Source organism: Metabacillus indicus, assembly GCF_046603695.1.
Lineage (GTDB): Bacteria > Bacillota > Bacilli > Bacillales > Bacillaceae > Bacillus_P > Bacillus_P indicus.
Genome location: NZ_CP176757.1, coordinates 3,663,149 through 3,679,911 on the forward strand (window position 1 = coordinate 3,663,149; position 16,763 = coordinate 3,679,911).

The 16,763-nt window shown below is 45.3% G+C and carries 17 protein-coding genes, 1 tRNA gene and 1 pseudogene; 3 read left to right on the forward strand and 16 right to left on the reverse strand.

Annotation, left to right across the window (positions count from 1 at the left end):
* Nucleotides 1-5: 5 nt before the first annotated feature.
* The 7 genes from gpmI to rpoN form a co-directional block, all read right to left on the reverse strand.
* On the reverse strand, nucleotides 6-1,541 hold the full coding sequence (gpmI, locus tag ACK1LH_RS18725) for a 2,3-bisphosphoglycerate-independent phosphoglycerate mutase (RefSeq protein ID WP_029284583.1): 1,536 nt from the start codon (nucleotides 1,539-1,541) through the stop codon (nucleotides 6-8).
* Complete coding sequence (gene tpiA, locus ACK1LH_RS18730; protein WP_029284585.1) at nucleotides 1,534-2,295, reverse strand: triose-phosphate isomerase; 762 nt, start codon at nucleotides 2,293-2,295, stop codon at nucleotides 1,534-1,536. The genes gpmI and tpiA overlap by 8 nt, the downstream gene beginning before the upstream one ends.
* A 28-nt stretch (nucleotides 2,296-2,323) precedes the next feature.
* On the reverse strand, nucleotides 2,324-3,508 hold the full coding sequence (locus tag ACK1LH_RS18735) for a phosphoglycerate kinase (protein WP_411333893.1): 1,185 nt from the start codon (nucleotides 3,506-3,508) through the stop codon (nucleotides 2,324-2,326).
* A gap of 124 nt (nucleotides 3,509-3,632) precedes the next feature.
* On the reverse strand, nucleotides 3,633-4,640 hold the full coding sequence (gap, locus tag ACK1LH_RS18740; RefSeq protein WP_029284588.1) for a type I glyceraldehyde-3-phosphate dehydrogenase: 1,008 nt from the start codon (nucleotides 4,638-4,640) through the stop codon (nucleotides 3,633-3,635).
* Between the two features lie 53 nt (nucleotides 4,641-4,693).
* Nucleotides 4,694-5,722, reverse strand: a complete 1,029-nt coding sequence (locus tag ACK1LH_RS18745) for a sugar-binding transcriptional regulator (protein WP_029284589.1) — start codon at nucleotides 5,720-5,722, stop codon at nucleotides 4,694-4,696.
* A gap of 198 nt (nucleotides 5,723-5,920) precedes the next feature.
* Nucleotides 5,921-6,178: a glutaredoxin family protein gene (locus tag ACK1LH_RS18750; RefSeq protein WP_411333894.1), complete on the reverse strand. Its 258-nt coding sequence runs from the start codon at nucleotides 6,176-6,178 to the stop codon at nucleotides 5,921-5,923.
* An 11-nt stretch (nucleotides 6,179-6,189) separates the two neighbouring features.
* Entirely contained in the window at nucleotides 6,190-7,506 is a 1,317-nt protein-coding gene (rpoN, locus tag ACK1LH_RS18755; RefSeq protein ID WP_411333895.1) for an RNA polymerase factor sigma-54, read from the reverse strand.
* A 78-nt stretch (nucleotides 7,507-7,584) separates the two neighbouring features.
* On the opposite strand from rpoN, the gene yvfG reads away from it, so the two are divergent.
* Nucleotides 7,585-7,803, forward strand: a complete 219-nt coding sequence (yvfG, locus tag ACK1LH_RS18760) for a protein YvfG (RefSeq protein WP_369734422.1) — start codon at nucleotides 7,585-7,587, stop codon at nucleotides 7,801-7,803.
* A 169-nt stretch (nucleotides 7,804-7,972) separates the two neighbouring features.
* Here the strand turns inward: yvfG and ACK1LH_RS18765 are convergent, their stop codons facing one another.
* The 3 genes and pseudogenes from ACK1LH_RS18765 to ACK1LH_RS18775 all read right to left on the reverse strand — a co-directional run bounded on the left by ACK1LH_RS18765 (nucleotide 7,973) and on the right by ACK1LH_RS18775 (nucleotide 9,274).
* Nucleotides 7,973-8,410: a peptidoglycan-binding protein gene (locus ACK1LH_RS18765; RefSeq protein WP_328286784.1), complete on the reverse strand. Its 438-nt coding sequence runs from the start codon at nucleotides 8,408-8,410 to the stop codon at nucleotides 7,973-7,975.
* 69 nt (nucleotides 8,411-8,479) lie between these two features.
* Nucleotides 8,480-8,998: pseudogene (locus ACK1LH_RS18770) on the reverse strand (N-acetylmuramoyl-L-alanine amidase family protein); the annotation flags it as partial.
* A 200-nt stretch (nucleotides 8,999-9,198) separates the two neighbouring features.
* Nucleotides 9,199-9,274, reverse strand: a tRNA-Arg gene (locus tag ACK1LH_RS18775).
* Between the two features lie 213 nt (nucleotides 9,275-9,487).
* Between ACK1LH_RS18775 and ACK1LH_RS18780 the strand changes: the two genes are divergently transcribed.
* Together ACK1LH_RS18780 and clpP are read left to right on the forward strand one after the other, a co-directional pair.
* Entirely contained in the window at nucleotides 9,488-10,507 is a 1,020-nt protein-coding gene (locus ACK1LH_RS18780) for an STAS domain-containing protein (protein WP_411333896.1), read from the forward strand.
* 188 nt (nucleotides 10,508-10,695) lie between these two features.
* Nucleotides 10,696-11,295, forward strand: a complete 600-nt coding sequence (gene clpP, locus ACK1LH_RS18785) for an ATP-dependent Clp endopeptidase proteolytic subunit ClpP (RefSeq protein ID WP_029284600.1) — start codon at nucleotides 10,696-10,698, stop codon at nucleotides 11,293-11,295.
* A 404-nt stretch (nucleotides 11,296-11,699) separates the two neighbouring features.
* On the opposite strand, the gene ACK1LH_RS18790 is transcribed toward clpP, so the two are convergent.
* The 6 genes from ACK1LH_RS18790 to trxB all read right to left on the reverse strand — a co-directional run bounded on the left by ACK1LH_RS18790 (nucleotide 11,700) and on the right by trxB (nucleotide 16,697).
* On the reverse strand, nucleotides 11,700-11,957 hold the full coding sequence (locus ACK1LH_RS18790; RefSeq protein WP_029284602.1) for an HPr family phosphocarrier protein: 258 nt from the start codon (nucleotides 11,955-11,957) through the stop codon (nucleotides 11,700-11,702).
* 24 nt (nucleotides 11,958-11,981) lie between these two features.
* Nucleotides 11,982-12,932 (reverse strand): DNA-binding protein WhiA, encoded by a 951-nt coding sequence (whiA, locus tag ACK1LH_RS18795; protein ID WP_411333898.1) that lies wholly within the window; start codon nucleotides 12,930-12,932, stop codon nucleotides 11,982-11,984.
* 106 nt (nucleotides 12,933-13,038) lie between these two features.
* A complete protein-coding gene (locus ACK1LH_RS18800; RefSeq protein ID WP_411333899.1) occupies nucleotides 13,039-13,998 on the reverse strand; it encodes a gluconeogenesis factor YvcK family protein in 960 nt (319 codons plus the stop codon).
* Nucleotides 13,998-14,885: an RNase adapter RapZ gene (gene rapZ, locus ACK1LH_RS18805; RefSeq protein WP_029284608.1), complete on the reverse strand. Its 888-nt coding sequence runs from the start codon at nucleotides 14,883-14,885 to the stop codon at nucleotides 13,998-14,000. Before rapZ ends, ACK1LH_RS18800 begins: the two co-directional genes overlap by 1 nt.
* A gap of 55 nt (nucleotides 14,886-14,940) precedes the next feature.
* Nucleotides 14,941-15,399, reverse strand: coding sequence for an 8-oxo-dGTP diphosphatase (locus ACK1LH_RS18810; RefSeq protein WP_029284610.1), 459 nt, complete (start codon nucleotides 15,397-15,399; stop codon nucleotides 14,941-14,943).
* 347 nt (nucleotides 15,400-15,746) lie between these two features.
* A complete protein-coding gene (trxB, locus tag ACK1LH_RS18815) occupies nucleotides 15,747-16,697 on the reverse strand; it encodes a thioredoxin-disulfide reductase (protein ID WP_282033813.1) in 951 nt (316 codons plus the stop codon).
* Nucleotides 16,698-16,763 lie beyond the last annotated feature (66 nt).

Here is a 16,763-nt window from a genome sequence, read left to right on the forward strand (position 1 = left end):
AATGGTTATTTTTTGATTAACGTTTTGCCTGTCATTTCTTTCGGAAGGTCTACTCCAAGCAGGTCGAGCACGGTTGGCGCCAAATCGCCTAGAATGCCGTCTTCTCTCAGGCCTGAAACTTCCTTGGTGATAATTACAGGAACCGGGTTTGTCGTGTGTGCAGTCATTGGTTTTCCTTCAAGTGTAAGCACTTCGTCAGAGTTCCCGTGATCTGCTGTAATAATGGCTGTTCCGCCTTTTGCAATGATTGCATCGACAACCTTGCCGAGGCATTCATCAACCGTTTCAATGGCTTTTACTGTTGGCTCAAGCATGCCTGAGTGTCCAACCATATCAGGGTTTGCAAAGTTCAAGATGATTGCATCATGCTTGTCTGCTTCGATTTCGCCAAGCAACGCGTCCGTTACTTCGTAGGCGCTCATCTCAGGTTTCAAGTCATAGGTTGCAACCTTCGGTGAATCAATAAGAATGCGTGTTTCACCCGGGAATTCCGCTTCACGTCCGCCGCTCATGAAGAACGTTACGTGAGGGTATTTTTCCGTTTCGGCAATCCGAAGCTGGGTTAACCCGTTTTGTGAGAGAACTTCACCAAGTGTGTTGTCAAGGTTTGTCGCTTTAAAAGCAACATAGCCGTCAACTGTTTCACTGAAGTGAGTCAGGCAGACAAAATGAAGGTTTTTCGGATGCTTTGGTCCACGGTCAAATGAACGGAAATCTTCGTTTGTGAACGTATTTGAAATTTGAATCGCGCGGTCCGGGCGGAAATTATAGAAAATGACCGCATCGTTGTCGCTGATTGTTGCTACTGGTGAGCCATCTTCTTTTGTAATCACAGAAGGAAGAACGAACTCATCATGAATACCATTTTTATATGAATCCTCAACTAAGTCAAGAGGATCTGTGTAGGTTGGGCCTTCGCCGTAGACCATGGCTTTGTAAGCTTTTTCCACACGGTCCCATCTCTTGTCGCGGTCCATGGAATAGTAGCGTCCTGAAAGGGTTGCGATTGCACCCACGCCATATTCTTCAATCTTCTCATTCAGCTCTTTAATGTAGCCTTCAGCTGTTTGAGGACCAACGTCACGGCCGTCAAGGAAACCATGGATATACACGTTTTTCACGCCTTCTTCTTTGGCTAGTCTCAGCAGCGCATAAAGATGATCAATATGGCTGTGAACGCCGCCGTCTGATAAAAGACCGAAAACGTGAAGGTTTGTTCCGTTTTCTTTCACATGGTTCATGGCAGAAAGGAAGGTTTCGTTTTTCTCAAACTGGCCTTCGCGAATAGCCACGTTTACACGTGTTAAGCTCTGATACACAACGCGGCCGGCACCGATGTTCAAGTGACCTACCTCTGAATTGCCCATTTGGCCTTCAGGAAGTCCGACTGCTTCGCCGCTTGCTGTCAGCGTTGCATGAGGGTACTGATCCCAGTAACGGTCAAAGTTTGGCTTTTTCGCGTGTGCAACCGCATTACCCTTTTCCTCATTGCGCAGGGCAAAACCGTCAAGGATAATGAGGGCGACCGGTTTTTTACTCATGCTTTCCTGCCTCCAGAAGCTGAAGGAAAGATTGTGCCTCAAGGCTCGCTCCACCGACTAATGCTCCGTCGATATCTGATTCAGCCATGTATTCTTTGATGTTGCCCGGCTTTACGCTGCCGCCGTATTGAATGCGGATTGCTTCTGCCGCTTCGCTTCCGAATTTGTCAGCGAGTACTGAGCGGATGTGAGAGCATACGTCATTTGCATCTTTAGCAGATGAAGATTTGCCTGTTCCGATTGCCCAGATTGGCTCATAAGCGATGACAACTTGTTTTAATTGCTCGTCAGTTAGTCCTGCAAGAGCTTTTGTTACTTGATCAGCAACAAGGTCGTTTGTTTTTCCAGCTTCACGCTCTTCAAGCGTTTCGCCGCAGCAGACAATCGGAGTCAGACCGTGCTTGAAAGCAGCGGCCGTTTTCTTGTTGACAGATTCGTCCGTCTCAGCAAACATTTCGCGTCGCTCAGAGTGGCCGAGGATGACGTAGGATACGCCAAGATCTTTAAGAGCTTCAGGGCTTGTTTCGCCTGTGAATGCTCCGCTTTCCTCAAAATGCATGTTTTGAGCACCGATTTTTACATCTGTGCCTTTTACTGCTTCTACAAGGCGGTCTAAGAAAAGAGCAGGAGCACATACAACTGCATCCACTTTCTCAGCAGAAGGCACAAGACCTTTTACCTCTTCAATGAAAGCTGCTGCTTCGCCCATGACTTTGTTCATTTTCCAGTTGCCTGCGATAATTGGCTTTCTCATTGTGTACACCATCCTAACTTAACAAGAATTATTTATCGTTTAGCGCGACGACTCCAGGAAGTTCTTTGCCTTCCATGAATTCAAGTGAAGCTCCGCCGCCTGTTGAGATGTGATCCATTTTGTCAGCTAAGTTGAACTTTGCTGCTGCCGCTGCAGAATCTCCGCCTCCGATGACTGAGTATGTATTCTCAGCTTCTGACAGCGCTACTGCCACCGCTTTTGTACCTTCAGCAAATGCATCAAGTTCAAATACGCCAAGAGGACCGTTCCAGATAACAAGCTTAGAGTTTTTAATGACATCAGCGTAGATTTCGCGTGATTTTGGTCCGGCATCAAGGCCTTCCCAGTCGCTTGGAATGCTGTCGATTGGAACGATTTTGATGTTTGCATCGTTAGAGAAATCATCTGCAACCACAACATCAACCGGCATGTAGAAGTTTACGCCGTTCTTTTTCGCTTTTTCCATGAACGTTTTAGCAAGGTCAATCTTGTCTTCTTCAAGAAGAGATTTTCCTACTTCATGTCCAAGTGCTTTGATGAACGTGTAAGCAAGTCCGCCGCCAATGATCAGGTTGTCTACTTTATCTAAAAGGTGGTCAATGACACCAATTTTATCTTTTACTTTTGCTCCGCCAATGATAGCTGTGAACGGGCGCTCAGGGTTGGAAAGTGCTTTTCCAAGTACTTCGAGTTCTTTTTCCATAAGGAATCCTGCAACTGCCGGAATGTGCTCAGCGATGCCTGCAGTAGATGCATGTGCACGGTGTGCTGCTCCGAATGCGTCATTTACATAAACATCGGCAAGCTCTGCAAATGCTTTTGCAAGCTCAGGGTCGTTTTTCTCTTCGCCAGCGTAGAAACGGACGTTTTCAAGAAGAAGCACGTCGCCTTCCTGCATGTCTGAGATTTTCGCTTTTACAGCGTCGCCGTAAGCTTCGTCAGCTTTTGCAACATTTTTACCAAGCAATTCTTGAAGACGCTCTGCAACTGCATTTAAACGAAGCTCCTCAACAACCTGGCCTTTTGGACGGCCCAGATGGCTTGCTAAAAGAACTTTTGCACCTTGCTCTGTTAAGTGCTGAATGGTTGGTAAAGCTGCGTTAATGCGTGTGTCATCTGTTACTTTGCCGTCTTTCATCGGCACGTTGAAGTCTACACGGCAGAAAACCACTTTGCCATTTACATCGATGTCTCTTACTGACTTTTTGTTCATCTTCAGGAATTCCTCCTTTTATTGGAAATACAAAACAAAAGGGAGGGGGCTGTATTCCCCTTCCCCTTTGCACTCATTATATCGTTAGTTTTAGGTTAAAACCAAACTTCGTGCGACTTAAGAATTAAAGTCCTTTAGAAGCGATGTAGTCTACAAGGTCAACTACGCGGTTAGAGTAGCCTGACTCGTTGTCATACCAAGAGATAACTTTAACCATGCTGTCTTCCATAACCATTGTAGAAAGAGCATCGATTGTTGAAGAAGCAGGGTCACCATTGTAGTCGCCTGATACAAGAGGCTCTTCGCTGTAGTTAAGGATTCCTTTAAGGTCGCCTTCTGCAGCTTCTTTGAATGCAGCATTTACTTCTTCAGCTGTTACGTTTGTGTTAAGTTCAGCAACAAGGTCAACTAGAGAAACGTTTGGAGTTGGAACACGCATAGCTCCGCCGTTCAATTTGCCTTTTAGCTCAGGCAATACTAGAGATACTGCTTTAGCTGCACCAGTTGAAGTTGGGATGATGTTTTCAGCTGCAGCACGCGCACGACGGTAGTCTTTGTGCGGAAGATCAAGAATTTGCTGATCGTTTGTGTATGAGTGAACAGTTGTCATCATACCGCGCTTGATGCCGAATTTGTCGTTAAGAACTTTAGCGAATGGCGCTAGGCAGTTCGTAGTACAAGATGCATTTGAGATAACATCGTGGCTTGCAGCGTCATATTTGTCATGGTTAACACCCATAACAATTGTGATGTCTTCATCTGTTGCAGGAGCAGAGATGATTACTTTTTTAGCGCCAGCTTCCAAGTGCTTAGCAGCGTCTGCACGCTTAGTGAAGAAACCAGTTGATTCAACAACAACTTCTACTCCGCGCTCGCCCCAAGAAAGTTTAGCAGGGTCGCGCTCTGCTGATACTTGGATTGTTTTGCCGTCAACAACAAGGTTGTTTCCGTCTACTTTCACGTCAGCATCTAGTCTGCCATGAATTGAGTCATATTTTAAAAGGTGAGCAAGCATGTTAGCGTCTGTAAGGTCGTTAACTGCTACAACGTCCACGTTAGGATTTTTAAGTGCTGCACGGAATACGTTACGTCCGATACGTCCAAAACCGTTAATACCAATTTTTACTGCCATGTTGAAATTTCCTCCTTTAAATAAGTGAGAGATTTTTTTGTGTAACTATATAATTAGGGATGAATATCCCTTATTAACTCTTTTGCGGCACCTTCATCCGTAATCAGGATGGAACCCTGTGCCTGCTTCAGATAAGCCTGGATGGCTCCGGCTTTTGAAGCGCCGCCCGCTACTGCGATGACGTTTTGAATCTTCTCGAGGTCACTCAGCTGCATGCCGACAGTCTGCACTTTGTGGACAACTTCCCCCTCCTGGTTGAAGTAGTATCCAAATGCTTCTGCGACCGCTTCGCCCTGCTCAATCTTTATGTAATCTTCAGGCAGTGTTTTCCGGCGTTCCGCCATTGTCTTAGCGTCTCCTATTCCATGAACGACCATACTTGAAGATTTAATGAGAGCAAGCAGTTCTTTGATGGAAGGCTCTTCTGTAATCGAAAGATATGCTTCCTTGCTGAGCTGGTCCGGAACGTGGAGCAGACGGTAGTTGCCCATTGCCCGTTCGGCCATTTTTGCACAGATTGTGTTTGCCTGGTTCTCTACATTCTCACCAAGGCCTCCCCGCGCCGGCACATATAGCTGCTCGCGGTTTTTGCTGTCAGGCGTCATCATTTCTGCAACGGCTGCAATCGTGGTTCCTCCAGTGACAGCGACGATATTTTTCCCGGTCAAACGTTCCTTTATACATGAGACGCAAGCTCTTCCCATTTCTTTTTTCACCCATGAGAATTGATCGCTGTCTCCAGAGACGACAATAACCTTTTTCAGGTTTAAACGTTCCTTTAATGTATTTTCCAAAAACGTTAAACCTAAAACATCTTTCATCGCTTCTTCCAAAACGGTAAGCAGGTGCGATCCTTCTTTTGTCAGCGTCATTCCGGCCGGGAAAATCTCAATCAGGTTCTGATCTTTCAGAAACTGAACTTCTCCCCTGAGAATCCTCTCGCTTATGCCGAGGCTCGATGAAAGGCTTCTTCTGCCGATCGGCTGCATCAGTCTTATGTACTGAAGGATCTGATATCGTTTTTGCATAACGAGAAGCAGATCAGGCAATAATTTTTTTTGGACTTCAATCAGTGATCTCATCGTATAAATTCCTTTCAAATAAGAAATGTGCCTTGATGCACGAATCTGCGCATCTAATTCCGGCTGACCTTTTTAACGAAATTTCTTATTTACTAAGAATCGCGGGACTTCATTTGTCCCTATATGACGTATTGTGTCCCACTGTCCGCAAAAAAAATCATCCCTGCTTCAATTCATATTCTAGCAGGGTGAATTCGCTTATTCAACTATTGTTTCTTGCTTTTTTTCAAGTAACCGCTTTCTTATCAATTCTTTTCTGATACGGCCGTATCCGATGATTTTTCCGTCTAATTCTGCCACCGGTATCATCAGCTGATACTTTTCGAGCAGACCATCGTCTGAGTGAATATCGATGACCTGTATGTCCAGGTCTAAATCCGTTTTCAGTCCGTTTAAATCCTCGATGGCCTCCTCACAAAGAGGGCAGCCTTCTCTTGAGTACACGTTTAAAATCATTCCAACACATCCTAATATCGTTTTCTTGCAGATGAAGATACAATGCCAAGCTGATCTCTGTACTTGGCTACAGTCCGTCTTGAAACTTCGATTCCGTGTTCTTGTGAGAGGGTGTCTGCAATTCGCTGGTCAGATAGCGGAGACAGTTTATTTTCGCTCTCGATCATCTTTTGGATGAGTGATTTTACAGCCGATGACGTAATGTCCTGAGAAGTCTGCTCAAGGCCATTTGAGAAGAAAAACTTCAGTTCATACAGACCATGCGGTGTCTGTACATATTTCTCCCTGACCGTACGGCTTACCGTGGACTCATGCACGTCAATCACATCAGCTACGGCTTTTAGTGTCAGCGGTTTCAAAAAGTGCCCGCCTTTTTCAAAAAAGTCCGTCTGTCTTCTTAGAATTTCATGCATCACTTTCAGCATCGTCGTTTTCCGCTGATTCAGTGTTTTCATCAGCCATTTGCACTGGTTGAGTTTAGACGAAAGATACTGCTTCACATCCGCATCATCAGTGGCTGAAAAGGCAGCTTCATACGAAGAATTCACCCCGATTTTAGGTGAACTCTCTTCATTATACATCACTTGCCACTCACCGCCGATTTTCTTTACGATCAGCTCCGGCACAATGTAGCTGTCATGGGCATGATGAAAAGCAAGACCTGGACGGGGATGCAGCTTTTGGATAAAGTCCTGCACACTTTGTATCTCTTTCAGTTCCAGTTTCGTTTTTTTCGCAAGCTCTTTCCATGACTTTTCTGCAAAAAGATAAAAATAATCGCGGATAATCAGTTCTGCTGTCTGATTGCGGTCAGGCAGCCGCAGCAGCTGAAGGTAGATGCACTCCTGCAGATTCCTGGCTCCCACACCTGCAGGATCAAGCTTTTGAAGATTTTCAAGCTGAATCTGCAGTTCATCTTCGCTGATGCTGAATCTTTCTGCCAGCACCTGCAGATCTTCTTCTATATACCCGTTTGGATCCAGGGCATGAATCAGAATGTGCAGCGCCTTTTTCTCCTGTGGCTGCATCTTCATGCCAAGCAGCTGAGATTCCAGATGCTGCTGCAGAGTCGCCGTCCTGCTCGCTGCATTTTCTAGCAAGTCTCCTTTTTTTGAGGCATTTGCCGTTTTGAGGGCTGAGGTATGATACAATACGCCTGAATCAGGCTTGTCTTTCACATCAATGAGGGGATTTTCAAGGGTAAGGTCCTCTATGTAGGACGCGAGTTCCATAGAAGAGTACTGAAGGAGAGTAATCGCTTGCTTTAGTTCCTGTGTCATATTCAGTTTTAAGGACTGCTCTTGAAATAAACCTGCTTTCATATCCATAGATCGTTCCCCCTGCTGTTCATTTTACACGAAAACGGTCCATCATTGAATGGAAGAAACTTCAAAGGAGAGATCAATTTGAGCGAATTATTTTCAGTTCCCTATTTCGTACAGAATTTCAAAGAACATCTCAGACACAATGAGAATCAGATTCCTGAGCTTGATGCAATGAATCGCTATTACCGGTCGGTTGTTTCAACACTTGTACAAGATCAGCTGACGAAAAATTCGGTTGTGCTGAAACGGATTCAAAACCTTGATGAAGCATATAACAAGGTAAAAGCCACCTTGAAATAATTACCTGTTCACAAAACAGGGATGATGATTTATCATTGGTTATGTTGAGTCGCCAAGCGCGGCAACATACACTTTTTGTCCAGTGCGGCTTACTGGACTGCTTACATATTATTCACATTCCATAAAAACATGCCCCGCCGAAAAACTCGGCGGGGCTTTTTTTGTTTTTTCAGCGGAACAGCCTTGCCCATGTTACAGGACCGACGATCCCGTCAACCTTAATTCCTTCTCTTCTCTGAAAATTCCTTACTGCCTGGGCTGTGACAGGGCCATAGATCGAATCGGCAGGAACACCCAGTTTCTTTTGAATTTCCCCAATATTTGAGCCTCTCATGTACGGAGACTTCAGTCTGTAAAGAGTTCCCGGGAACGGTTTCGGACGCCTCGGTTTCGCTCTGTTCAGCCTTCCAAACGTTTCCGGACCGACTATCCCGTCAACCCTTATGCGCTGCTCCTGCTGAAATTGCCTTACCGCCGCCTCCGTTTCAGCTCCAAACGTTCCGTCTGCCCCGAACCTCGGAAGCGGATATCCAAGGGAAATCAGTTTTCTCTGCAAAAACGTGACATCTGCTCCAGAATCCCCTCTTCTTAATATCGTCGTGTCCACTTCACTGCCCGTCTCGCGCTCGGGCGGCTGGACTCTGATTGGCGGAGACGTGCTGCTGTCCCACGCATTATAATAGGCACGGACGTCCCTTAAAAACTGCGCGAACGTTACTCCGTTCGGTACAAGCCAGCTTTCAGGATCCGTGCGCCTGCGCGGATCAAGAGTACTGTGTGCGATAATTTTAGTCGAAGGATCGAGATTAAATCTGCGGCAAAGGTACGCATGGTACCAGACATACCTGTCGTATGCCTCTCGGAAAACCCCCGTGCGGCAGAGCTCTACTCCAATTGCCGCATCATTTGCATCAGCCCCGAACAGACGGTTGTCCTCAGGATTTGTATACAAATTATGATAGGCTTTTTCATTCAGGGGAATAATCTCGAGAATTTTCCCGTCATCTATAAATGTGTGGGCCGACGCACTCGGCTGTGAATTATTAAAATAGGCAAAATGATCATCTGCATCTGCAGAATTATTGGCGGTCTCGTGTGCAACAATAAAGAGCGGCCCGGACAGACCTGTTCCCGGTCTCGAGTTTCCAATTCGTATATAGCGCTGCTCAATCTGATATTTATCAGAAACACTCACTTTTATCACTCCTTTATATAGTAGATGATAGAGTGAGAGCTTTGGGAAAGGCTGTTAACCTGAGGCATGCGCCTGTTTTGGGGAAAAATCTAGTTTGTGACCGCGAGGCAGACAAGTTTGTGCTAGTTTTGAATGTCCGGTGTTAAAATTCCAATAAAAAAAGAGCTGCTCCCATAAGGAACAGCTCTCCTGCAATTTGACGCGCTCGAGAGGATTCGAACCTCCGACAGACGTGGTACCGGAAACCACCGCTCTATCCAACTGAGCTACGAGCGCACGTATTAGCCAGTAGCGCTATTATACGACAAAACCGCTGCCTGTTTCAAGCGTTATTTTTCTTCGTATCACGAAAGCCGCCTATTTCATGTACTCTCAAAATATACAGTGTGCATCTTCTGTTGTATGATTAGAAAAACAGGCTTCATCACAGCGGTATAAAGGGTAAAGGGCTTATAGACAGAAGCAGCTGAATAAAGGAGATTAAACACTATGACTGACCGCTATTCAATAAATGTTAACGGTTCCTCTTTCGATTGGGATTTAAAGCAGGCAGCCTATCACTTCGAAGGAGATGAAGTCGTTTTATTCTGGATCAACACGGCCTTCAAAACATTCCTTGATTCAATTGAAGAGATCTCTGGAGAAAATGCCGCAAGACTGGTTCTTGAAACAGCCGGCTATCGCACAGGTGAAATTGTCAGCGACTTTTACAAGCGTTCAATCGGAAAAACAGAGGATATTTTGAAGAGCCTGCCGAATACATATGTTACAGCCGGTTGGGGCAGGACCACGATTGATGTCCTGTCTTATGACGAATGCAGAGCTGTAGTCAGAATTGAAAACGGCTGGGAGTATAAGGTGAACAAAGCTCAGGGCAAAACGGTGGAAGGCTCGTTTCTGGCCGGTCACTGGGCCGGTGTATTAAGCGGCCTGTTTGGGAAAACGGTCTGGTACAGAGTGCTGAAAAGCCAGACAAGCGGAGATCCGTATTCAGAATTTGAATTTTCACCTTCCGGAATCACTCCGCAGCGGAATATCCGCTCCCTGATTCAGGAGCAGGAAAGGGCTGACGTGCTTGCGCTGGAACAAAGTGTTGCTAAGCGGACCGCCGATCTTGTTGATCTTGTGAAAGAGATTTCTTCACCAATTATCCCGGTTCTGGACAACATCATCGTCCTTGCGATGATTGGAAGATACGACGAAGCGAGGGCTGAGGAACTTTTAACAAAAACTCTCTCAAACCTGCCAGAGTATAAAGCGACGTTTCTCATTCTGGATCTGACTGCTATCTCTCAAGTGGACGAGTTTACAATTGACTTGCTTCAAAAGCTTGTTCAGGCTTCCGCGCTTCTTGGAACATCGTGCATTTTAGTTGGCATTTCTCCTGAGCTAAGCATGAAAATTGTCAGCTCACGGTATCAGATGCAGAACATTCCCTGCCTCTCTACGCTGAAACACGGCATTCACTACGCCCTGGCGCAGGAAGGACTGCATATTTCAAGAAAATAGTACCCTCTTCTTCTCAATCGTTTGAAAAAAAGAAAAATTGGGTAACATGGTTACAGTCACTAGCTCTGACATATACATAAGAGGGGCCTTAAACATGCTCAGGCGGCAGCGTTTCGTTTGACCTTTATTGACCTTAGTTGTATGATGAGAGTACATAAATTTACCTTTACTTTAAAGGAGGAAATACGATGAATTTAATTCCTACAGTTATTGAACAGACAAACCGCGGTGAACGTGCATATGACATTTACTCACGTCTTCTAAAAGACCGCATCATCATGCTTGGAAGCGGAATTGATGATAACGTTGCAAACTCAATCGTTTCTCAGCTTTTATTCTTAGAAGCAGAAGATCCAGAGAAAGACATTTCTATCTACATCAACAGCCCTGGCGGATCCATCACTGCCGGTATGGCCATTTACGATACAATGCAGTTCATCAAGCCGCAAGTATCAACAATCTGCATCGGTATGGCAGCTTCTATGGGAGCATTCCTTCTTGCAGCAGGTGCCAAAGGCAAGCGTTATGCCCTTCCAAACTCTGAAGTCATGATCCATCAGCCACTTGGAGGAGCGCAAGGCCAGGCTACGGAAATTGAGATCGCTGCAAAACGCATCCTTTTCCTTCGCGACAAGCTTAATCAGATCCTTGCAGACCGCACTGGCCAGCCGATTGAAGTCATCGCGCGCGACACAGACCGCGACAACTTCATGACAGCAGAGCGTGCCCTTGAGTACGGCTTGATTGACAAAGTCATGGACCGCAATACATTAGCAGACAAAAAATAAGAAGTGCAAAAAGAACGGCATCCTGCCGTTCTTTTTTTATTTAGATTTTACATATGAACGCTAAATACCTCTTTTTCTAGTAAGATCTTGGGCATTTGGCAGTTGATTTACTGTCTGGATCTGTTCAGCAGCTAAATCAGGCACCTGCGCAGTCCGGATTAACAGAGATCAGTGCGTTACATCCAACAATCAGTGCAATACTTCCAACTTCGAGTATTTTACAACCAACTTAGATTGCGTATCTACCAACTTTCCCTGATTTACGACCAACTCTCCATACGAACGCAAACTACCTCTTTTTCTAGCAAGATCTTGGGCATTTAGCAGTTGATTTGCTCCACTGGACCAGGCCAGGCACCTGCAGCTAAACTTGCACCATAAAAAAAACGGCCCAAAGGCCGTTTTTATGCTTCCTGCTTTACGTATTCTGTTAAAACTTCGAGTGCTTCGTTTTCGTCGTGGCCTTCTGCAATCAGTGTTACGGTCGATCCTGAGCTGATGGCAAGGCTCATGAGCCCCATGATGCTTTTGGCGTTAACCTTTTTCCCATCCTTCTCAAGGAAGATATCTGATGCGTACCTGTTGGCCTCTTGTACAAATAATGCTGCGGGACGTGCTTGTAAGCCTGTTTTCAAACGAACTTCGACCTGTTTTTGAGCCATGTAAATCCCCTCTGCTTTCCCCTTTTATTTGATTGTTACCGGCTGGCCGTTTCTAAGCTGTTCTGCAATTTCGTCCAATTTTCTCAGGCGGTGGTTTATGCCTGATTTGCTGATTTTGCCGCTCGAAACCATTTCCCCGAGCTCTTTCAGCGTGACATCCTGATACTCTACCCGCAGCCTTGCAATTTCGCTTAATTTATCAGGCAGAGCTTCAAGACCCATTTTTTCATCAATGAATTTAATATTTTCAACCTGGCGGATTGCAGCGCCAATTGTTTTATTTAAGTTAGCGGTTTCACAATTGACGAGCCTGTTTACGGAGTTTCTCATATCCCTCACAATGCGTACATCCTCAAAACGCAGCAGCGCCTGATGGCCTCCAATGATACTCAAAAACTCGGAGATTTTTTCCGCTTCCTTTAGATAGGTGATATACCCCTTTTTCCGCTCAAGTGTTTTGCTGTTCAGGTTAAAAACATTCATCAGCTCGCACAGTGCATCATTATGCTCTTTGTACAGAGAGAAAATTTCCAGATGATACGAGGATGTCTCAGGATTATTCACTGAACCTCCAGCAAGGAACGCCCCTCTGATATACGATCTTCTGCAGCACTTCTTTTTAACGAGATCTTCTGAAATACTTCTAATAAAGGTGAAATTCTCCCCAAGGATGCTTAAATCCTCCAAAATTTCACGGGCTTTTTCTATCAGCCGAACGATATAGACATTATTCTTTTTCAAACGCATTTTTTTCCGGACAAGCAGTTCAACAGAAACGTCATACTGCTTTTTTAAGAGAGTATAAATTCTTCTGGCTATTGCTGCATTTTCAGTCTGAATATCTAGAATCAATTTTCGATTCGAAAAAGAAAGAGAGCCATTCATCCGGATGAGTGCAGACAGTTCTGCTTTTAAACAACATGGTTTAAGTTCTATGTTAGTCAGTTCTTTTTTTGTTTCAGAAGCAAAAGACATCGTTCTGCACCCTCCAATCAGTATGAATGCATTCGTTTGCACTCTTTATTTTTTTGCCGTTTTCCGCGGATTAGCAAGAAAGGCTCCGCGGAAAGCCTGGGTCTTATCAAGTAATCATCTCATACAGGAGCTTTGCTACCTTTACGGTGTCATGCCGGATGACGTTATTTTCATAGGAGACAATCTTATCGTGGACAATTTCAAGTCCCAGTTCACGGAGTGCCTCTATATCATAGTTTACCGGTTTTGCCAGTTCTTCTGCATATAATGCTTTCATCATATCAGGAATCACTTCATCATTCACTAAAATTGTATCGATGAATGGGCATTTCATGTGATCGTTCAGTGCTTTTACATGATCGGATGCTGTGTAATCAAGGGTTTCACCGGCCTGTGTCATCACATTGCAGATATACACTTTTTTGGCTTTAGCCTTGCATACCTCATCACCGATTTTTGGCACGAGCAGATTCGGCAGAATGCTTGTATATAGACTTCCCGGTCCTATGAGAATGAGGTCTGCCTTCCGGATGACGTCAATTGCTTCGTCGAGGGGCTCAATCGTTTCGGGTGAAAGAAAGACCCGTTTGATTTTTTTCCCCGAGTAAGGAATTTTTGATTCTCCGGAGACGATGGTGCCATCTTCCATCTCTGCATGGAGTACAACGCTCTTGTTCGCAGCCGGAAGGACTTTTCCCCGGACATTCAGCACCTTGCTCATCTCGGTGACCGCGTGGAAGAAATCTCCCGTGATGTTCGTCATGGCGGCAAGAATCAGGTTCCCAAGAGAGTGCCCTGTCAGGCTGTTGCCTTTATTGAAGCGGTGCTGAAACAAATTTTCAACAAGGGGTTCCACATCTGAGAGCGCAGCTAACACATTGCGTATGTCACCTGGCGGCGGAATACTTAGTTCATCGCGGAGCCGGCCAGAGCTTCCGCCGTCATCTGCTACAGTCACAATCGCTGTAATATCCACAGGGTATACCTTTAAGCCCCGCAGAAGGACAGATAAACCGGTTCCTCCGCCGATGATGACTACATTTGGCCGTTTAGAAGGAGCTGTCATTAATGACGGCTTCTGCGCTCAATATCACGGTGTGATACGTGCGTCTGGTAATCGTTTTTGTAATGCTTCGCAATGTGTTCCGCCAATGTGACCGAACGGTGCTGTCCGCCTGTGCACCCGATCGCAATTACAAGCTGGCTCTTGCCTTCCCGCTTGTAGTAAGGCAGCATGAACGTCAGCAGATCAAGCACTTTTTCAAGGAACTTCTGCGTTTCCGTCCACTTAAGAACATAAGAGGACACTTCCTCTTCAAGTCCTGTTTTTGGCCTCATATGGTCGATATAGTGGGGATTTGGCAGGAATCTGACATCAAAAACCAGATCCGCATCAATCGGCACTCCGTATTTAAAACCAAATGAAAGCACATTGACCGAGAAGGTATGCTCGGCATCTTCCGCAAACTGCTTCAGAATTTTTTCTCTGAGTTCGCGCGGCTTCAGTTGTGATGTATCAAAAATAAGCTGTGCACGGCCTTTCAGTTCCTCAAGCAGCTCCCGCTCATTTTTGATGCCTTCAAGCGGCAGACCTGTCGTTGCAAGCGGATGGGATCTCCGTGTCTCCTTGTAGCGTGTCACAAGAGTTGCATCCTTTGCATCGAGGAACAGGATCTGCGGGCTGATCCACGTTGTCTCAGCTATATCATCAAGCGCCTGAAACAGGCTTTCAAAAAACTCTCTTCCCCTGAGGTCCATTACAAGGGCAACTTTGTTCATCTTTGATCCCGATTCTTTCATCAGTTCAAGGAATTTAGGCAGCAGCGTCGGCGGAAGGTTATCCACGCAGAAATAGCCAAGATCTTCAAAGCTCTGAATCGCTACTGTTTTTCCAGCTCCGGACATGCCTGTAATAATGACCATTTTAATGTCCTGAACACTGCCTGTACTCATTTTGATTGCCTCCTCTCACATTCTCGGTTAAGTATATCTTGTATGTCTAAGCAGACTACTGCGGATCCAGGCGGTAGGCAAGCAGCTCAAAATCAGGAGTATATGTGAATGTGCCGTAGATTAAGCCCGCCCCCTTCATCATGAATTCAAGAATATGATGATCTCCTGGAGCCATCGGAAGCTCTGCGACTTCTTCAAGTGAATGCCACTTCAGCTTTCCTTCTTCGGACTGGTCCACATTTTCGCCTGTAAATTCAGTAGCGAAAAACGTGAACATCATCCATTCGGAAACAATTTCATTTCCTTCTTTAATAATAAAGGTAAAAATGCCTTTGATTTTTGGGTTTTTTAAATATATGCCTGTTTCTTCGCGATATTCCCGTATGACAGTGTCTTTAATTGATTCACCCTGCTCCATTTTTCCGCCGGGTGCCACCCACCATCCTCTTCTCGGTTTTTGCAGGAGAAGAATTTTATCGTCCTGTACTAATACGCAATTCGTCACTCTTTGCAAAACTCTTCACCTCTGGATTTAATCGGCAGGCCGTCATTGTTTTTCTCACCTTTTATTATACTATTTTGCGCACAGCCCCACAATGAACGGGGGCTCCAGGCACCATTTTATTTTCTTGTTTTCTGCTGGAAATAGCACTTATGTATATATACGGCTTGTACGAAGGAATGTTTCAGTTTTTTGGACAAAAAAAAGGAGTACGGGAAAGGGCGCCCGTACTCAAAAAATATTTATAAAAGGGGGTCAATTACTATTTATATAGTACCCCATAATTATTTCAGTGGTGTTACAGGAGAGTTAAAACAGAGTTACGTTTTCATGAACTTGTTTAAAGCTTTAACGTTTTATTAGTTTGCCGCTTTAATTTTTTCCATCAGTTCTTCTACGTAATGCTGTGCACTCTGGGCTGCAATAGATCCATCGCCTGTTGCTGTAACAATTTGACGAAGGGATTTTTCACGGATATCGCCTGCTGCAAAAATACCCGGCACCTTTGTTTCCATGCGGTCGTTTGTTTCAATATAGCCCTCTTCGTTTGTAATGCCGATCGCCTGGAATGGTTTAGAAAGCGGCAGCATGCCGATGTAGATGAACACGCCGTCTGTTTTCATTTCTGTTTCTTCACCGGTTTCCGTATTAACAAGGGTGGCACTTCCTACCTTGCCGTCTTTTTCATTGATTTCTTTCACCGTATGATTCCAGATGAAATCAACCTTTTCGTTATCAAACGCGCGCTGCTGCAGAATCTTCTGCGCTCGGAGCTCATCACGTCTGTGAACGATTGTTACTTTAGTTGCGAAGCGTGTTAAGTACACTCCTTCCTCAACCGCAGAGTCACCTCCGCCGATCACGATCAGCTCTTTGTTTTTAAAGAATGCGCCGTCGCATACCGCACAGTAGGAAACGCCGCGTCCGCCAAGCTCTTTTTCGCCCGGAACGCCGATTTTCTTGTATTCGGCACCTGTTGAAATAATGACTGCACGCGTTTTGTACTGCTTGCTTCCGGCAACAACGGTTTTGTATTCTTCGCCGTCGATAATTTCTTTAATGTCTCCGTAAGCATATTCAGCACCGAACTTCTTCGCATGATCAAACATCTTTGTTGAAAGGTCCGGTCCGAGAATATGGTCAAAACCCGGATAGTTTTCCACATCTTCCGTATTGGCCATCTGGCCGCCCGGCACGCCGCGCTCAATCATCAATGTTGAAAGATTTGCCCTTGACGTATATACAGCTGCTGTCATTCCGGCAGGTCCTGCACCGGCAATAATGACATCATAGATTTTTTCTTCAGACATCGTTCAATCACTCCTTGGATTCGCACAAATCATTCGTATACGGGACGCTTCTCCCATACTCCTATC